Source organism: Shewanella decolorationis S12, assembly GCF_000485795.1.
In the GTDB taxonomy this organism is placed as follows: domain Bacteria; phylum Pseudomonadota; class Gammaproteobacteria; order Enterobacterales; family Shewanellaceae; genus Shewanella; species Shewanella decolorationis.
Map to the genome: position 1 here is coordinate 1 of NZ_AXZL01000025.1, position 15,414 is coordinate 15,414.

Consider the following 15,414-nt stretch of genomic DNA (forward strand, 5'->3'; position numbering starts at 1 on the left):
GGCAAGAGCAGGGTCAACTTGCTCTTGAATAAAGGCCCCCTTTTAGGGGGTTAAAACAAAGCCACCTTCTTCAGAAGGTGGATTCTTTACTTTTCGAGCTCTTACACTTTGCTGGTACTCTTCTCATGCCGTTCACAGCGGATGACGATTTCGCCATCCTTCGCATCGACATGGGCGATACCGCCATGCTCAAGCTCACCGAAGAGGATTTCATCCGCCAACGGACGTTTGATAAGCTCTGTCACCACACGGGCCATTGGCCGCGCGCCCATACTCTTATCATAGCCTTTCTCGGCGAGTAAGGTTCTAGCTTCATCGCTGACTTCAAGCACGACATGTTTCGCATCCAATTGCGCCTGCAATTCCACCAAGAATTTATCGACCACTTTGGCGATGATAGTCATGTCTAAATGGTTGAACCATATTATGGAATCTAAACGGTTACGGAACTCTGGTGAAAAGACTCGGTTGATTTCCGACAGGGCATCTTGAGTATGATCCTGCTGAGTAAAGCCGATAGACTTACGGATCGTTTCCTGAACCCCAGCGTTTGTTGTCATCACTAAGGTGACATGTCTAAAGTCAGCCTTGCGACCGTTGTTATCGGTCAAGGTGCCGTGATCCATGACTTGCAGCAATAGGTTATAGACATCGGGGTGAGCCTTCTCAATTTCATCAAGCAGCACCACGCAATGAGGATTCTTAATCACAGCATCGGTCAGTAAGCCACCTTGGTCGTACCCCACATAACCTGGAGGCGCACCAATTAAGCGAGAAACCGTATGGCTTTCCATGTACTCAGACATATCAAAGCGCACCAGCTTCATGCCAAGGCAACTAGCTAATTGATTGGTGACTTCTGTCTTACCCACCCCTGTTGGGCCTGCAAATAAGAAGCTGCCCACAGGCTTTTTATCGGTACCTAATCCACTGCGTGATAAACGAATCGCCGAACTTAATGACTCAATCGCCTTATCTTGACCAAAGACCACCATCTTGAGATTGCGCTCAAGATTACGCAGTAAGTCTTTGTCGGTGGCAGAGACAGACTTTTCTGGGATCCGAGCAATCTTCGCCACTATGGTTTCAATCTCGGCCTGACCTATGGTTTTCTTACGCTTGCTCTGTGGCAACATGGCCATGCGCGCACCCGCCTCATCGATCACATCGATGGCTTTATCGGGTAAATGTCGGTCATTAATGTGTTTTGCCGATAGCTCAGCCGCGCTGTTAATCGCCGCTTGGGTATAACGCACGCCATGGTACTCTTCGTACTTGGCCTTGAGCCCCATCAGAATTTTCGTGGTTTCGGCTACTGAAGGCTCATTGATATCAACCTTTTGGAAACGACGCGCCAATGCGCGGTCCTTCTCAAAAATGCTTTGATATTCTTGGAAGGTGGTCGAGCCCATGCAACGCAAATTACCGTTCGATAATAATGGCTTAAGCAGGTTCGACGCATCCATAACCCCACCCGATGCGGCGCCCGCACCAATGATGGTGTGAATTTCATCGATAAATAAAATAGCGTGTTTATCGGCGCTGAGTTCTTTAAGCAGACTCTTGAAACGTTTTTCAAAATCGCCACGGTATTTAGTGCCAGCAAGCAAGGAGCCTAAGTCGAGGGAATAAACCGTCGCCTGCGACATCACCTCTGGCACTTGATTATTAACGATACGATAGGCCAAGCCTTCGGCAATCGCGGTTTTACCCACGCCCGCCTCACCCACTAACAGCGGATTATTTTTACGGCGACGGCATAGGGTTTGAATTGCCCGTTCTATTTCTTGATCACGGCCAATGAGTGGATCAATAATCCCTTGTTTTGCAAGCTGGTTTAGATTGCTCGCAAACTGCGACAACATGCTGCGCTCTTCACCCGCTTCGGTTTGATCTTCGATACGTTCTTGATCTTGATGGGCGTCGTTGTCCTCATTTTTTGAAAAACCATGGGAAATATAGTTCACCACATCTAAACGGCTAATGTCGCTGCGACGCAGCAGATACACGGCTTGGGATTCCTGCTCACTAAAAATCGCCACCAGCACATTGGCACCAGTGACTTCATTGCGGCCCGAGGACTGCACATGGAAAACGGCGCGTTGCAGCACCCGTTGAAACCCAAGCGTCGGCTGGGTTTCTTTATCATCGTCCATATCCGCAATGATTGGGGTGGTTTGTTGGATAAAGCTTGCTACTTCATCTCTGAGTTTATCTAAATTCGCTCCACAGGCGATTAGCGCTTCTTGAGCCGCAGGGTTGTCTATCAGAGCCAATAACAGATGTTCAACCGTCATATACTCGTGACGAGCCTCTCTGGCTTGCTGAAATGCCAGATTTAAGGTGACTTCCAGATCTTTGTTCAGCATAAGCACCCCCAAAATTAACAACTGACAACAGAGTAAGCGCGGTTAAGCCTTCTCTAACGAACACAGTAACGGATGTTGGTTTTGTCTTGCAAATTGATTTACTTGTATCACCTTAGTTTCTGCAATGCCGTAGGGGAAAATCCCGCAGATACCCTTTCCCTGGTGATGAATAGTCAACATGATATCTGTGGCTTCCTGCTCATTCTTGCGAAAGAAGATTTGCAGCACTTCGATCACAAAATCCATTGGAGTGTAATCGTCATTATTGAGGATCACCTTATACATCGAAGGTGGCATTAACTCAGATTCCACACGCTCTTCAACGTGTTCTATGTTTCCTGTCTTACCCATTTTTTAATACTAGCCTCTCGTGTTGGCCTCTTCCAATTGCTATCTTCAAATTAATTAGTTGTTACCTCTTTGTTAATTTTAGCTTGACTTCCGCTTTTACTCCTTACATTCTGTAGCTCAGACGGTGAAACAATCCCGTCTATACAGGTTTTACTATCTTACTGGTAAGTAGACAACAGAAGGAAGTGGAAGTATGGCAAGCGGAACTGTTAAATGGTTCAACAACGCCAAAGGATTCGGGTTTATTTGCCCTGATCAAGGTGGCGAGGACGTTTTTGCACACTATTCTACCATTGAAATGGAAGGCTATAGAACTCTAAAAGCAGGCCAACCAGTTCAATTCGAAGTAGAACAGGGTCCAAAAGGAATGCACGCTTCAGCCATTTCACCAACAAAATAGCGTTTGGTGAGGCCAATGATCTAAAAGGCAGGGATTATATCCCTGCCTTTTTATTTGGCGATTAATAGCTTTCTTGAAGATTGAGTCCCATAAAAAAGGCCTGCAATGCAGGCCTTTCAGTATGAATGCTAAGTTAACGATAAATCGTTAAGCAATTAATAGCTTGTTCAGTGTCTCGCTTGGACGCATGGCTTTTTCGGCTTTTGCAGCGTCTAAACGGTAGTATCCACCTAAATCCACTGGCGCACCTTGCGCGTTGTTTAGCTCAGCAACAATCACTTGCTCATTTGCGCTTAACGCGTGCGCTAATGGAATAAAATGAGCTTGTAACTGCTCGTCTTTGGTTTGAGCGGCTAACGCTTGTGCCCAGTACATCGCCAGATAGAAATGGCTACCACGGTTATCCAGCTCACCAACGCGTCTTGATGGCGACTTGTTGCTATCTAAGAACTGACCGATGGCTTGATCTAAGGTATCTGCCAGTACTTGTGCCTTAGGATTACCCACAGTTTGGCTTAAATGCTCTAAAGAAGCCGCTAAAGCCAAGAACTCACCTAATGAGTCCCAACGTAAGTGACCTTCTTTTTCAACCTGTTGTACGTGTTTAGGCGCACTACCGCCCGCACCCGTTTCGAACAGGCCGCCACCATTCATTAATGGCACGATAGATAGCATCTTAGCACTGGTACCCAGTTCGAGGATTGGGAATAAGTCAGTCAGGTAGTCACGCAGTACGTTACCGGTAACAGAAATTGTATCTTTACCTTCTTTGATGCGCACTAATGAGAAACGAGTCGCTTCTTCTGGTGACATGATGCTGATGTCTAAACCGTTAGTATCATGCTCAAGCAGATATTGCTTCACTTTAGCAATCAGCTGCGCATCGTGGGCACGATTGGCATCTAACCAGAATACCGCAGGAGTATTGCTTAAGCGTGCACGGCGTACGGCCAATTTCACCCAATCGCGAATAGGTGCGTCTTTAACTTGGCACATTCTCCAAATATCGCCCGCTTCAACGTTGTGGCTCATTAACACTTTGCCACTGGCATCAATCACGTTAACCACGCCATCCGCTGGGATTTCGAAGGTTTTATCGTGGCTACCGTATTCTTCGGCTTTTTGCGCCATCAGACCCACGTTTGGCACGCTACCCATAGTGCTTGGATCGAAGGCACCGTGTTCTTTACAGAAAGCGATGGTTTCTTGATACACACCCGCGTAGCAACGGTCTGGGATCAGCGCTTTAGTATCGTGCAACTTGCCATCAGGGCCCCACATTTGGCCAGATGAACGAATGGCCGCAGGCATAGAAGCATCGATAATGATGTCGCTTGGTACGTGTAAGTTGGTGATGCCTTTGTCAGAATCCACCATCGCCAGCGCTGGGCGCTCAGCATAAACGGCGGCGATATCCGCTTCAATTTGTGCACGGACATCGGCAGGTAAACTAGCGATTTTGGCATATACATCGCCAAAGCCGTTGTTCACATCAACGCCTAACTCAGCAAATAATGACGCATGTTTATCAAACACAGGTTTGAAGAACACTTTTACTGCGTGACCGAACATGATGGGATCGGACACTTTCATCATGGTGGCTTTAAGGTGCAGTGATAACAACACGTTTTCGGCCTTGGCATTGGCGATTTCACGCTCAAAGAAGCTCACTAAGGCTTTTTTGCTCATCACTGACGCGTCGATGATCTCACCAGCTAGCAGTTTCAGGCCAGATTTCAATACCACTTCTTGACCGTCTTTTTGCGACAGTACAATGTTAACTGTGTCAGCGTTAGCCAGCGTCACAGACTGCTCGCTCCCGTAGAAGTCACCTTCGCTCATGTGAGCAACGTGTGATTGAGACTCTTTAGTCCACTTACCCATTGAGTGAGGGTTTTTCTTAGCGAAGTTTTTCACTGACAGCGGCGCGCGGCGATCAGAGTTACCTTCACGCAGCACTGGGTTTACCGCACTGCCTTTGATCTTGTCGTAACGGGCTTTGATAGACTTTTCTTCGTCAGTCTTTGGCTCGTCAGGATAATTGGGAATGTCATAACCTTTCTGTTGCAGCTCTAAAATACAAGCTTTTAACTGCGGAATTGACGCACTGATGTTTGGCAGTTTGATGATGTTAGCTTCAGGTTGGTTTGCTAATTCACCCAGCTCAGCTAAGTGATCGCCAATCTTTTGCGCGTCAGTCAGTTTTTCAGGGAAATTAGCAATGACACGGCCCGATAAAGAAATATCACGGGTTTCAACCGCAACACCCGCCGCATCGGTAAAGGTTTTGATGATAGGTAACAGAGAAAGCGTTGCTAGCGCTGGTGCTTCATCGGTTTCGGTATAAATAATTGTTGGTGAGTTATCTTTCATGTTACATCCTACATTATTGTAAAATTTAATATTTTTATAATAATTTTATATCATGACGAACAAACATTGGCACGGCGGAATTCTCTATTGAGGCAATCGTGAACGCCTCTGCTACCTCAAAACCCGCGGCAACATCCTCTTTGCGTTCGCCAACGTGGGTAAATCGACTCATTAATACCTAACAAACATTTAGGCGTAGATCACATTTTCAGGCCGACATCATAGAGCATTCGCAGTAATATTCAAATTCCACTAACGGCGAATGCCAAGTACACTGTGTACAGATTATTGACACACGTCCTCAAACTTTTAAGTTCGGTCGTCAGCATACAGCGACTATTAGCCACAGCATGAACAAAAACAGCACGCCAGCAACCGCATCCAGCCCACGCGCCAGCGGCAAACGCCCCGCTACAGGGCGTACCAATCCAGCGGATAACCGCAATAGCGCCAAGAAACCCCATACCTTCGCCAAGAATGCCAAGCTGAGTTTACAGCAAGGGGCAAACGCCAAGCGAAACATTGCAGAGCGAAGCGGCGCCAAGCCTCGCCCGCAGCAGCGCTCAACGGCTGCACGCACAAAACCCCAAGGCGAGCCGATGATCGTCTTATTTAATAAGCCGTTCGATGTCCTATGCCAATTTACCGATGAGCAAGGCCGCAAAACCTTAAAGGATTACATCCCTATTCCGGGTGTGTACGCCGCAGGACGATTGGATCGCGACAGTGAAGGCTTGTTACTCCTCACCAACGATGGTCAACTTCAGGCCAAACTGACTGAGCCAAAAAAGAAAACCTTTAAAACCTATTGGGTGCAAGTCGAGGGAGAACCCACGGAAGCAGATTTAGCAAAACTGCGCCAAGGGGTTGAATTAAAAGATGGTATGACACTCCCCGCGAAGGTCTGCATCATGGCGACGCCGAATGTTTGGCCGCGTAATCCGCCGATCCGTGAGCGAAAAAACATCCCTACCACTTGGCTGGAAATTCAAATCCATGAAGGGCGTAATCGCCAAGTTCGGCGGATGACGGCCCATATTGGTTTTCCGACCTTAAGACTCATTCGTTATAAAATAGGTCAATGGAGTCTAGACGATTTAGCCACAGGTGAGCATAAATGCATCCAAGTGACTCAAAAGGCTGAATGATTTAACAACACTGCAAATGCAATAAACAAGATGTCATTGTGCTCAACCAACAGATAAAAGGTGATTAGCGTGGCAGAAAAACTCAGATACAAACCCAATGTGACTGTGGCCTGTATTATCCACGCACCTACCGAAGATAAGTATCTGTTAGTGGAAGAGTGGATTGATGGCGAGCAGCGCTTTAACCAGCCCGCCGGACATTTAGAGGCTAATGAGAGTCTGATCCAAGCCTGTAAACGTGAAGTGCTTGAAGAAACCGGCCTTACTCTTGATCCCCAAGGTTTAGTGGGGATTTATCAGTTTAGTGCCAGTGAAGCACTCGCTTTTGTGCGCTTTACCTTTTTCGTACAAGTCGATGCACTGCTCCCCCCTCAGCCACAGGATGCGGATATTGATGCCGCCCATTGGCTGAGCTTTGAGCAAATCGAGGCCAAAACGCAACAGCTTCGCAGCCCATTAGTGCTCGATTGCCTTAAGGATTACCGCCATCAGCAGCAACAGGGGCAAACCTATTCCCTCGAATTACTCAATAGTCAGCGTCTGACGGGATGTCAAAGATAGCCCCAAGCGACAAGGCGTGATAGAATACGCCCCCGCGTAAATTCGCGATACAACACGGCATTTAAGCGCTGTTTTAGCAAACACTCGCCTGATGAATCGCCCGCTTGTCTGCCATCAAACACAGTCTAAGCAATACGCAGATTTTAACGTGGGAGTGGCCAACCAAGGTGAGTCATTCTCACGGCTAACCAATACATATACTCAATGGTTTTTAGGATCTATGACATCAATCGAACCCACTCATACAGGAAAAAAAGTCATTGTCGGCATGTCCGGCGGTGTTGATTCATCTGTTTCAGCCTATTTGCTTATTCAGCAAGGCTATCAGGTTGAAGGCCTTTTCATGAAGAACTGGGAAGAAGATGACAACGACGAGTATTGCGCGGCCGCCGAAGATTTAAAGGATGCTCAAGCCGTGTGCGACAAGCTTGGGATCAAACTGCACACGGTCAACTTTGCCGCCGAATATTGGGACAATGTGTTCGAGTATTTCCTCGCCGAATACAAGGCGGGTCGTACCCCTAACCCCGATATCATGTGCAACAAAGAAATCAAATTTAAAGCCTTTTTAGACTTTGCCGACGATATCCTCGATGCCGACTATATCGCCATGGGTCACTATGTGCGCCGCCGCGATAATGCCGATGGCACCACGCAAATGCTACGCGGTGTCGATAACAACAAGGATCAGAGCTACTTCCTCTATACCTTAAGCCATGAACAAGTGGCGCGTAGCCTATTCCCCGTTGGTGAACTCGAAAAGCACGAAGTGCGTGAAATTGCTAAAAAAATGGGCTTAATTACCCATGATAAGAAGGACAGCACCGGCATTTGCTTTATCGGTGAACGTAAATTCACTGAGTTCTTAGGTAATTACTTACCAGCACAACCTGGCAATATCGAAACCGCTGAAGGCGAAGTCATTGGCAAGCACCAAGGCTTGATGTACCACACCTTAGGCCAACGTAAAGGTCTAGGCATTGGCGGCATGAAAAACAGCAATGACGATCCTTGGTACGTAGTGGATAAAGATCTCAAACGTAACGTGCTTGTTGTTGGCCAAGGCGGGCATCACCCGCGTTTGATGTCCAACGGCATGCTCGTCAATCAATTGCATTGGGTCGACCGCAAAGGTCCCGCCGAAGGCAGCCAGATTGTGGTGAAAACCCGTTACCGTCAGCAGGATATCCCCTGCACCCTCACCTATCTTGATGACAATACCCTCAAGGTGGTGTTTGACGAGCCTGTTGCCGCCGTGACCCCTGGCCAATCAGCGGTATTCTACGATGGCGAAGTGTGCCTAGGTGGCGGGATTATCGATCAACTGATCCGAGGATAAGCCGTGAACGAGCAGCTCCATAATCGCACTATGGCCTTTGCAGGAATACTGCAGGCCATTGCGCAAGTTCAGTATTTAGCCCGTCATGGTGAGAGTGACACGGATGAGCTGGCGGCCAGTTTAAACACTATTTTAGTGACCGACCCTGAAAGCGCCGCCGATGTCTATCAAGATAAGGCCGCCCTGCGCAAAGGTTATCAGTTGGTGTTAAACCAACTGGGCGACAGCAGTCAAAAGGATGTGGAAATCACTCGCTATCTGGTCGGCATTTTGGCGCTTGAACGTAAATTAACTCGCTCGAACAGCGGGTTAGCCATGCTTGCCGAGCGCATCAATCAAGTGAATCGCCAACTACATCATTTTGCTATCACCGACGAGCAAGTTATTGCCAATCTGGCCAGTATTTATAGCGACATTATCAGTAATCTTGGACCTAAGATTCAGATCTCAGGCAACCCACTGTGCCTGCAACGTCCACTAGTACAACACAAAATTCGCGCCCTGCTGCTCGCAGCCATGCGCAGCGCTGTGTTATGGCGACAACTGGGCGGTAAACGTCGACACTTAGTCTTCGCCCGCAAAGCCATCATAGACACAGCCAAGAAAAGTCTTACCCTATAATAAAATAAGTTTTCATCAAGGAGCTTCACATGGATCTTTCCGCACTAACTGCTATCTCTCCGGTAGACGGCCGTTACGGTAGTAAAACAGCGTCATTGCGAGGGATTTTCAGCGAGTTCGGTCTTACTAAGTACCGTGTTCAAGTTGAAATCAACTGGTTAAAATTACTCGCCGATTGCCCAGAAATCACCGAAGTGCCGCCATTGAGTGAGTCTGCTATCGCGGTGTTAGATGCAATTAAAGACAATTTCAGCGAGCAAGATGCGCTGCGCGTGAAAGCCATTGAAAGCACCACCAACCACGACGTAAAAGCGGTTGAATACTTCATCAAAGAAAAAATCGCAGACCACGCCGAACTCGCCGCTGTCGGTGAATTTGTTCACTTCGCCTGTACCTCAGAAGACATCAACAACCTAAGCCATGGCTTAATGTTGACCGAAGCCCGCGAGCAAGTGGTGCTGCCATATTGCAATGAACTGCTCAACGCCATCAAAAAACTGGCCGTTGAATACCGCTCAGTGCCATTGATGTCACGCACCCACGGTCAACCCGCTTCGCCTTCGACTTTAGGTAAAGAAATGGCCAACGTTGCTGTGCGTTTAGAGCGTCAAATCAAGCAGATCGCAGCTGTTGAAGTCATGGGTAAAATTAACGGCGCCGTGGGTAACTACAACGCCCACTTATCTGCTTACCCAGAAGTCAACTGGCATGCACTGTCTGAGCGTTTTGTCACCAGCTTAGGCCTGCACTGGAACGCTTACACCACACAAATCGAGCCACACGATTACATCGCCGAACTGTTTGATGCCATCGCGCGTTTCAACACTATCCTGATTGACTTCGACCGCGACGTTTGGGGTTACATTGCCCTTGGCCACTTCAAGCAACGTACCGTTGCTGGTGAAATTGGTTCATCCACCATGCCACACAAAGTCAACCCAATCGACTTTGAAAACTCAGAGGGTAACCTCGGGATTGCTAACGCTCTGATGCAACACTTAGCGTCTAAGCTGCCAGTATCAAGATGGCAACGTGATCTGACCGACTCAACCGTACTGCGTAACTTAGGTGTAGGTATTGCCCACTCGCTGATCGCCTACCAAGCCACCTTAAAAGGCATCAGCAAGTTACAAGTGAACGAAGATCATTTACGTGCCGAACTTGACCAAAACTGGGAAGTATTAGCCGAGCCAGTACAAACCGTTATGCGTCGCTATGGTATTGAAAAACCCTACGAGAAGTTAAAAGAACTGACTCGAGGCAAGCGTATCGATACCCAGCAATTAGCGGTATTCATCGACGGTTTAGCCCTGCCTGAAGAAGTGAAAGCAGAGCTGAAGAAGATGACGCCGGCCAACTATATTGGCCGTGCTGAAGCCTTCGTCGACGAGCTTAACTAATATTTTTAGCTCAGCGGAGTTCGCTCACAAAGTAGCAAGAGCAAACATTCGCGAGCTGATATTGTTTATCAGCCACAAATAAGGATTAAGGCGGTTACATTCGATGTAGTCGCCTTTTTTGACACTATGTATACACTCAATCTCGATATCGCCCAGTTCCTCAAGGAACACTGGCAACAAAAACCTGTAGTCATCAAGGGTGCCTTCCCTGACTTTGAAGATCCGATCAGCGCCGATGAGCTTGCAGGCCTTGCCTGTGAAGAAGAAATCACCTCGCGCATCGTGGTCACTCAAAAAGACAACTGGGAAGTGATCCAAGGTCCGTTCGAGGATTACGACAGTTACGGCGAGACCCACTGGCAATTACTGGTGCAAGCCGTCAACCATTGGTATCCGGACTCTCAGCCATTAGTGGAAGCGTTTCGTTTTCTGCCCGACTGGCGATTCGATGATTTGATGGTGTCCTTCGCAACCCCAAGCGGCGGTGTCGGCCCACACGTTGATAACTACGATGTGTTTATCATCCAAGGTGAAGGCGAGCGTCGCTGGACTGTGGGTGCTAACACGCCGCAGCAACGCCGTGGCGGTAACCCAAACTCGCCACTGGTGGAAGACTTCGAGCCCATTATCGACGTGGTATTAGAGAAAGGCGATGTGCTTTATATTCCACCTGGCTACCCACACTGCGGTGAGACCTTAACCTTGGCATTAAGCTATTCAATTGGTTACCGCGCACCGAGCCAACAGGAGCTCGCCAGTGAAGTTGCCGATTACTTGCTCGACAATAACTTAGGTCAGCAGCGTTTCACCTCGGCGTCAGAGCCTGCAAATCCTGGCGTGATCAGTCAAGACCATCAGCTCGGGATCATGTCGCTGTTAAGTCAGCTCGCCCAAGACCCAACAAGCTACCAAGTGGTGCTGGGTAAATTGTTGAGTCAAAACCGCTTTGAACTGGATATCTGCGAGGGTGAAGAAGCCTATAACGCCGATGATCTGCAGGATGCGTTCGAGCAAGGTGCCGGCGTTAATCGTATCGGTGGCTTAAAAGTGCTGCGCTTAGAAAACGACACACAATCACGCTTATTCATCAATGGCGAAATTTATGAGCTGCCCAATACGCCAGAAGCAGTGTTAATCCAGTTAAGCGATCATGTCAGCTTTGATAGCGACAGCGCCATGGCACTGTGTGAGCATGCCGAAGTGCAAGCGCTGCTGCTCCAGCTTATCAATCAAGGCTTGTATTATTTAAGTGATGATCAAGCTTAAGCCTTAGCGCACTATTGCGTTAGGTCGACAGATTAGCGTCACCCAAAACAATAAAGGCACTCAACTGAGTGCCTATAGTTTTTGCGCTAACACAAGGTTAAGCGTTGGTATTCCAAAGCTTTTCGTCATTGTGCATCCGATACAAGCTCTCAGCACGTGAAACTAATAATTGCGCAAATTTTGCCTGCGTCGCATCGCGTTGAACCGCGCCTGAGCGGATCAGGTTTTCGGCCTGCATCTGCCACATCATAGAGAAATGACGAATCGCATCACGCGCCGTTTTCGCGACTTTAACATCGACGAAATCCGACGGTAAATCGCCAGACATGACCCAATAGGTTTTAGCCGAAGGACGCTTAGATTCCATTTTCCAAATCGCTAAATAGGGCGCCAGATAACGGCTTTCGTCGGCTAACACTTTACTTGGAATAACCCCTTTTTCCGCTAAAAAACGGTTCGCTTTTTGGAATTGAGTCCTAACCCACTCTTGGCGCATTTTCTCCATTTCTTCTGGAGAGATTGTTGGTTGAGCCTGGTCGACAGCTTGTTCAGTCATACTTCCGTCCTATCTTATTGTTATTACGCGGCTCTCATTCTTGGGACAGCACGCGAATCGTTATAATGTCTGAGATTATCCCAGTAAAAACTGGTTTCACACTAAAAACCTTACGTTTACGTAAAGTGGAAAGCTAGATTGCCACAAATAATCTATTTATTCGGTCATTATGCATGGTTGAGAGTATCGCTAAATGCTATGGTTCTGCAATAAATATAACGAGCTGTCGATGGGAAGTCATTCCATCGACGTTTTATTGTGTATAGCGGAGAACTTCACGTGGCTGTATTTAATCATGTATCCTTTGATGAGCATGAACAGGTCGTATTCTGTCATGATAAAGAGAGTGGCTTAAAAGCCATCGTTGCCATCCATAACACCAACTTAGGTCCTGCTGTAGGTGGCTGTCGGATGTGGAACTACCAATCCGACGATGAAGCCCTGACAGACGTATTACGCCTCTCCCGCGGTATGACGTACAAAAACGCCCTCGCAGGTTTAACCATGGGCGGTGGTAAGTCAGTGATTATTGCCGATCCTAAGCGCCCTGACCGTGAGGCCCTCTTCCGTGCTTTTGGCCGTTTTATCAATAGCCTGGGTGGACGTTACTATTCTGCAGAAGACGTAGGTACCACAACAGCGGATATCATGATCGCTCATCAAGAAACCCCATACATGGCGGGCCTTGAAGGCAAGAGCGGCGATCCATCGCCATTTACAGCATTAGGAACCTATTTAGGGATCAAAGCTGCCGTTAAACACAAACTCGGTTTAGACAGCTTAAAAGGCCTTAAAATTGCCGTTCAAGGTGTAGGCCACGTGGGTTACTACCTGTGTAAACACCTACATGAAGAAGGTGCTGAGCTTATCGTCACCGACATTCACCAAGCTTCACTCGACAAAGTGGCTACCGAATTTGGTGCAATTGTCGTTGCCCCACAGGATATCTATGCCCAAGACGTTGATGTCTATGCGCCATGTGCATTAGGCGCCACTTTGAACGATGTTACCCTGCCACAACTCAAAGCTAAGATTGTTGCGGGTTGTGCCAACAACCAATTAGCCGAAGTCCGCCATGGCGAGCAGTTAAAAGAAATGGGCATTCTGTATGCGCCAGACTATGTAATTAACGCTGGCGGCATCATCAACGTGTCATTTGAAAAAGACTATGACGCAGCAAAATCAGAAGCTAAGGTCAGAGAAATCTACAACACTTTGCTGAAGATTTTCACTAAAGCCGATGCTGAAAACCGCACCACTGCGGCGGTTGCTGACGAAATGGCCCGTGCCATTTATCAAGCGGCAAAAGCTTAACACTGCTTTCGGCGGACAACAGCCAGTTGTCCGCCTTTTTCTTTATTGTCCCTTCCACAAAGCTCCTAAAAAATAATTTCCCTCAATACCAATCAGATATCAAAACGCCACGTAAAATTCACTTTTCTGTAGTGGAAAAGCCTATGTGCCTCTGCTTGAATTAATTAGAAGTCACTCACAGAAAGGCACCACTATGGTCAGTTTCAAGTATGAACTGGGAAGAGACTCTATTGAATTGCAGGCCAGTGATTGGTCTGGTTTAGAGCGTGTCTATATCAACGGCGAAATAGTGTCACGCAAACTTAATTTTGGACACCAAAGCGAGCATCAAGTAAAACTTAAAGACGGTGGATTATGCCTATTTAAGTTATTTATTGATCCTCTTACAAACGAATTAACCTGCAGAATTTACAAGCGTAATCAACTCGTTACTAGCTTAAAACAAGGCAAGAAAAACCTTCTTCAACGTCAACGTTTGTTGCAACAAGGGTTGCTGCTTGGTTCAAGCTTGGTACTACTTTTTATGCTATTACCACTCTAAACTATACTGAAAAAACGACTGCACTATTTAATAAATTTATTGATTTTATTCAATAACTTGATGAAATGAGTGCGTTCTTCGTCACTCAGATTAGCCAAAAACTTTTCATTGACGCGCTCGGCCTCACGGATCAAATCCTGCTCAAGCGCCTTGGCCTCATCGGTGAGGAAAATCTGGAAAGCTCGGCGGTTATCGAGCTCTTGGTGACGGGTGATCAATCCCTGAACCTGCAACTGATCGAGCAAGCGGGTCATGGTATAGTTGGCCACATCGCAACGCTTAGACAGCTCAGTCTGAGTGATCCCCTCCTCCTGCCAAAGCGCAAACAACACTGGCCACAACTTTATGTCGAGCTGATAGCGTTTCAGCTGTATATCGAGCTCATTTTGCAGCTCAATATTCAAGTGGGAAACAAGATAGCCTAAGCTTTCATAGCGGTTCAAACAGCACCTCCGAAAACACCATTTAGACCCATCAACACAGACCACAAGCAAAAGGATATTCGCCGAAGTCAGTTTTAATACTACCACTTAACCTGTAATAAACTAGTCAGCATATCCAAGTAATTGCAATCAAAATCTTTATGCATCCGAAGCTTGGTCGTCGGATAAATTGAATTCATTCACAAAATTATAGTAACAAGCGCGGCTTAATTTTCCCCATAGGCCGCGCTCTAGCGGCAGATAAATCCCAAAGTCGGTGAGTTTTAGTCGCTTGAGATCCGCAATCCAATGTTCAGTGCCGATACTGCTTTTGAGCATCAAACTAGGTGCGGTGTCATTCTTTACATAATCGACAATCACTAATGGCGCATCCTCCACCTCAACTCGAACCTTTTCGACTGGCGTGATCAAAAAATGCTCGCCATCGATGCCATGTAAAATACTGGCAAATAACTTGGCAAACTTAGTCGATAATGTACTGCCCTGATATAACCAGTCACCGGAAAGCTGGATACGAAATAGCGCAACTTCACTACACAGTGCCGTTGGTTGTGTGACAACATCATCCGGCGTTGGCTTACTGGTGAATTCCTGTAGTGTGTCGATAACATTGTCCGTGTGTTTTTCCATAGCGTCCCCTCAGTAAAGAATCCACCTTCTGAAGAAGGTGGCTTTGTTTTAACCCCCTAAAAGGGGGCCTTTATTCAAGAGCAAGTTGACCCTGCTCTTGCC

15 protein-coding genes are annotated in these 15,414 nt (G+C 47.3%); 9 read left to right on the forward strand and 6 right to left on the reverse strand.

Annotated features, from left to right (window positions below):
- Window positions 1-101: 101 nt before the first annotated feature.
- Both clpA and clpS read right to left on the reverse strand, forming a co-directional pair.
- The gene (gene clpA, locus SHD_RS01235; RefSeq protein WP_023265475.1) at window positions 102-2,369 is read right to left on the reverse strand and encodes an ATP-dependent Clp protease ATP-binding subunit ClpA; all 2,268 of its coding nucleotides are present in this window, start codon (window positions 2,367-2,369) and stop codon (window positions 102-104) included.
- A gap of 42 nt (window positions 2,370-2,411) precedes the next feature.
- On the reverse strand, window positions 2,412-2,720 hold the full coding sequence (gene clpS / locus SHD_RS01240; protein ID WP_011622425.1) for an ATP-dependent Clp protease adapter ClpS: 309 nt from the start codon (window positions 2,718-2,720) through the stop codon (window positions 2,412-2,414).
- A gap of 193 nt (window positions 2,721-2,913) precedes the next feature.
- Here clpS and cspD point away from each other — a divergent pair, with 193 nt between their 5' ends.
- A complete protein-coding gene (gene cspD / locus SHD_RS01245) occupies window positions 2,914-3,120 on the forward strand; it encodes a cold shock domain-containing protein CspD (protein WP_011072576.1) in 207 nt (68 codons plus the stop codon).
- Window positions 3,121-3,267: 147 nt separating this feature from the next.
- On the opposite strand, the gene SHD_RS01250 is transcribed toward cspD, so the two are convergent.
- A complete protein-coding gene (locus SHD_RS01250) occupies window positions 3,268-5,493 on the reverse strand; it encodes an NADP-dependent isocitrate dehydrogenase (RefSeq protein ID WP_023265476.1) in 2,226 nt (741 codons plus the stop codon).
- 350 nt (window positions 5,494-5,843) lie between these two features.
- On the opposite strand from SHD_RS01250, the gene SHD_RS01255 reads away from it, so the two are divergent.
- The 6 genes from SHD_RS01255 to SHD_RS01280 all read left to right on the forward strand — a co-directional run bounded on the left by SHD_RS01255 (window position 5,844) and on the right by SHD_RS01280 (window position 11,828).
- Entirely contained in the window at window positions 5,844-6,641 is a 798-nt protein-coding gene (locus SHD_RS01255; RefSeq protein WP_023265478.1) for an rRNA large subunit pseudouridine synthase E, read from the forward strand.
- 69 nt (window positions 6,642-6,710) lie between these two features.
- On the forward strand, window positions 6,711-7,202 hold the full coding sequence (locus tag SHD_RS01260) for an NUDIX hydrolase (RefSeq protein WP_039977063.1): 492 nt from the start codon (window positions 6,711-6,713) through the stop codon (window positions 7,200-7,202).
- Window positions 7,203-7,422: 220 nt separating this feature from the next.
- Window positions 7,423-8,541: a tRNA 2-thiouridine(34) synthase MnmA gene (gene mnmA, locus SHD_RS01265; protein ID WP_039977065.1), complete on the forward strand. Its 1,119-nt coding sequence runs from the start codon at window positions 7,423-7,425 to the stop codon at window positions 8,539-8,541.
- Window positions 8,542-8,544: 3 nt separating this feature from the next.
- Complete coding sequence (hflD, locus tag SHD_RS01270) at window positions 8,545-9,162, forward strand: high frequency lysogenization protein HflD (protein WP_039977067.1); 618 nt, start codon at window positions 8,545-8,547, stop codon at window positions 9,160-9,162.
- A 29-nt stretch (window positions 9,163-9,191) separates the two neighbouring features.
- Window positions 9,192-10,562, forward strand: coding sequence for an adenylosuccinate lyase (gene purB / locus SHD_RS01275; RefSeq protein WP_023265482.1), 1,371 nt, complete (start codon window positions 9,192-9,194; stop codon window positions 10,560-10,562).
- Between the two features lie 126 nt (window positions 10,563-10,688).
- On the forward strand, window positions 10,689-11,828 hold the full coding sequence (locus SHD_RS01280) for a ribosomal protein uL16 3-hydroxylase (protein ID WP_023265483.1): 1,140 nt from the start codon (window positions 10,689-10,691) through the stop codon (window positions 11,826-11,828).
- A 97-nt stretch (window positions 11,829-11,925) separates the two neighbouring features.
- Here the strand turns inward: SHD_RS01280 and SHD_RS01285 are convergent, their stop codons facing one another.
- A complete protein-coding gene (locus SHD_RS01285; protein WP_023265484.1) occupies window positions 11,926-12,384 on the reverse strand; it encodes a DUF4826 family protein in 459 nt (152 codons plus the stop codon).
- A gap of 279 nt (window positions 12,385-12,663) precedes the next feature.
- Here SHD_RS01285 and SHD_RS01290 point away from each other — a divergent pair, with 279 nt between their 5' ends.
- Together SHD_RS01290 and SHD_RS01295 are read left to right on the forward strand one after the other, a co-directional pair.
- On the forward strand, window positions 12,664-13,698 hold the full coding sequence (locus SHD_RS01290; protein ID WP_023265485.1) for a Glu/Leu/Phe/Val dehydrogenase dimerization domain-containing protein: 1,035 nt from the start codon (window positions 12,664-12,666) through the stop codon (window positions 13,696-13,698).
- A gap of 193 nt (window positions 13,699-13,891) precedes the next feature.
- A complete protein-coding gene (locus SHD_RS01295; RefSeq protein ID WP_023265486.1) occupies window positions 13,892-14,239 on the forward strand; it encodes a hypothetical protein in 348 nt (115 codons plus the stop codon).
- A 23-nt stretch (window positions 14,240-14,262) separates the two neighbouring features.
- On the opposite strand, the gene SHD_RS01300 is transcribed toward SHD_RS01295, so the two are convergent.
- Together SHD_RS01300 and SHD_RS01305 are read right to left on the reverse strand one after the other, a co-directional pair.
- A complete protein-coding gene (locus SHD_RS01300) occupies window positions 14,263-14,682 on the reverse strand; it encodes a MarR family winged helix-turn-helix transcriptional regulator (RefSeq protein ID WP_023265487.1) in 420 nt (139 codons plus the stop codon).
- 138 nt (window positions 14,683-14,820) lie between these two features.
- On the reverse strand, window positions 14,821-15,312 hold the full coding sequence (locus tag SHD_RS01305; protein ID WP_023265488.1) for a DUF1285 domain-containing protein: 492 nt from the start codon (window positions 15,310-15,312) through the stop codon (window positions 14,821-14,823).
- Window positions 15,313-15,414 lie beyond the last annotated feature (102 nt).

Coding starts and splice junctions, on each gene's coding strand:
- clpA (WP_023265475.1), bottom strand. CDS start 2,369: ATGCTGAACAAAGATCTGGAAGTCACCTTAAATCTGGCATTTCAGCAA.
- clpS (WP_011622425.1), bottom strand. CDS start 2,720: ATGGGTAAGACAGGAAACATAGAACACGTTGAAGAGCGTGTGGAATCT.
- cspD (WP_011072576.1), top strand. CDS start 2,914: ATGGCAAGCGGAACTGTTAAATGGTTCAACAACGCCAAAGGATTCGGG.
- SHD_RS01250 (WP_023265476.1), bottom strand. CDS start 5,493: ATGAAAGATAACTCACCAACAATTATTTATACCGAAACCGATGAAGCA.
- SHD_RS01255 (WP_023265478.1), top strand. CDS start 5,844: ATGAACAAAAACAGCACGCCAGCAACCGCATCCAGCCCACGCGCCAGC.
- mnmA (WP_039977065.1), top strand. CDS start 7,423: ATGACATCAATCGAACCCACTCATACAGGAAAAAAAGTCATTGTCGGC.
- purB (WP_023265482.1), top strand. CDS start 9,192: ATGGATCTTTCCGCACTAACTGCTATCTCTCCGGTAGACGGCCGTTAC.
- SHD_RS01280 (WP_023265483.1), top strand. CDS start 10,689: ATGTATACACTCAATCTCGATATCGCCCAGTTCCTCAAGGAACACTGG.
- SHD_RS01285 (WP_023265484.1), bottom strand. CDS start 12,384: ATGACTGAACAAGCTGTCGACCAGGCTCAACCAACAATCTCTCCAGAA.
- SHD_RS01295 (WP_023265486.1), top strand. CDS start 13,892: ATGGTCAGTTTCAAGTATGAACTGGGAAGAGACTCTATTGAATTGCAG.
- SHD_RS01305 (WP_023265488.1), bottom strand. CDS start 15,312: ATGGAAAAACACACGGACAATGTTATCGACACACTACAGGAATTCACC.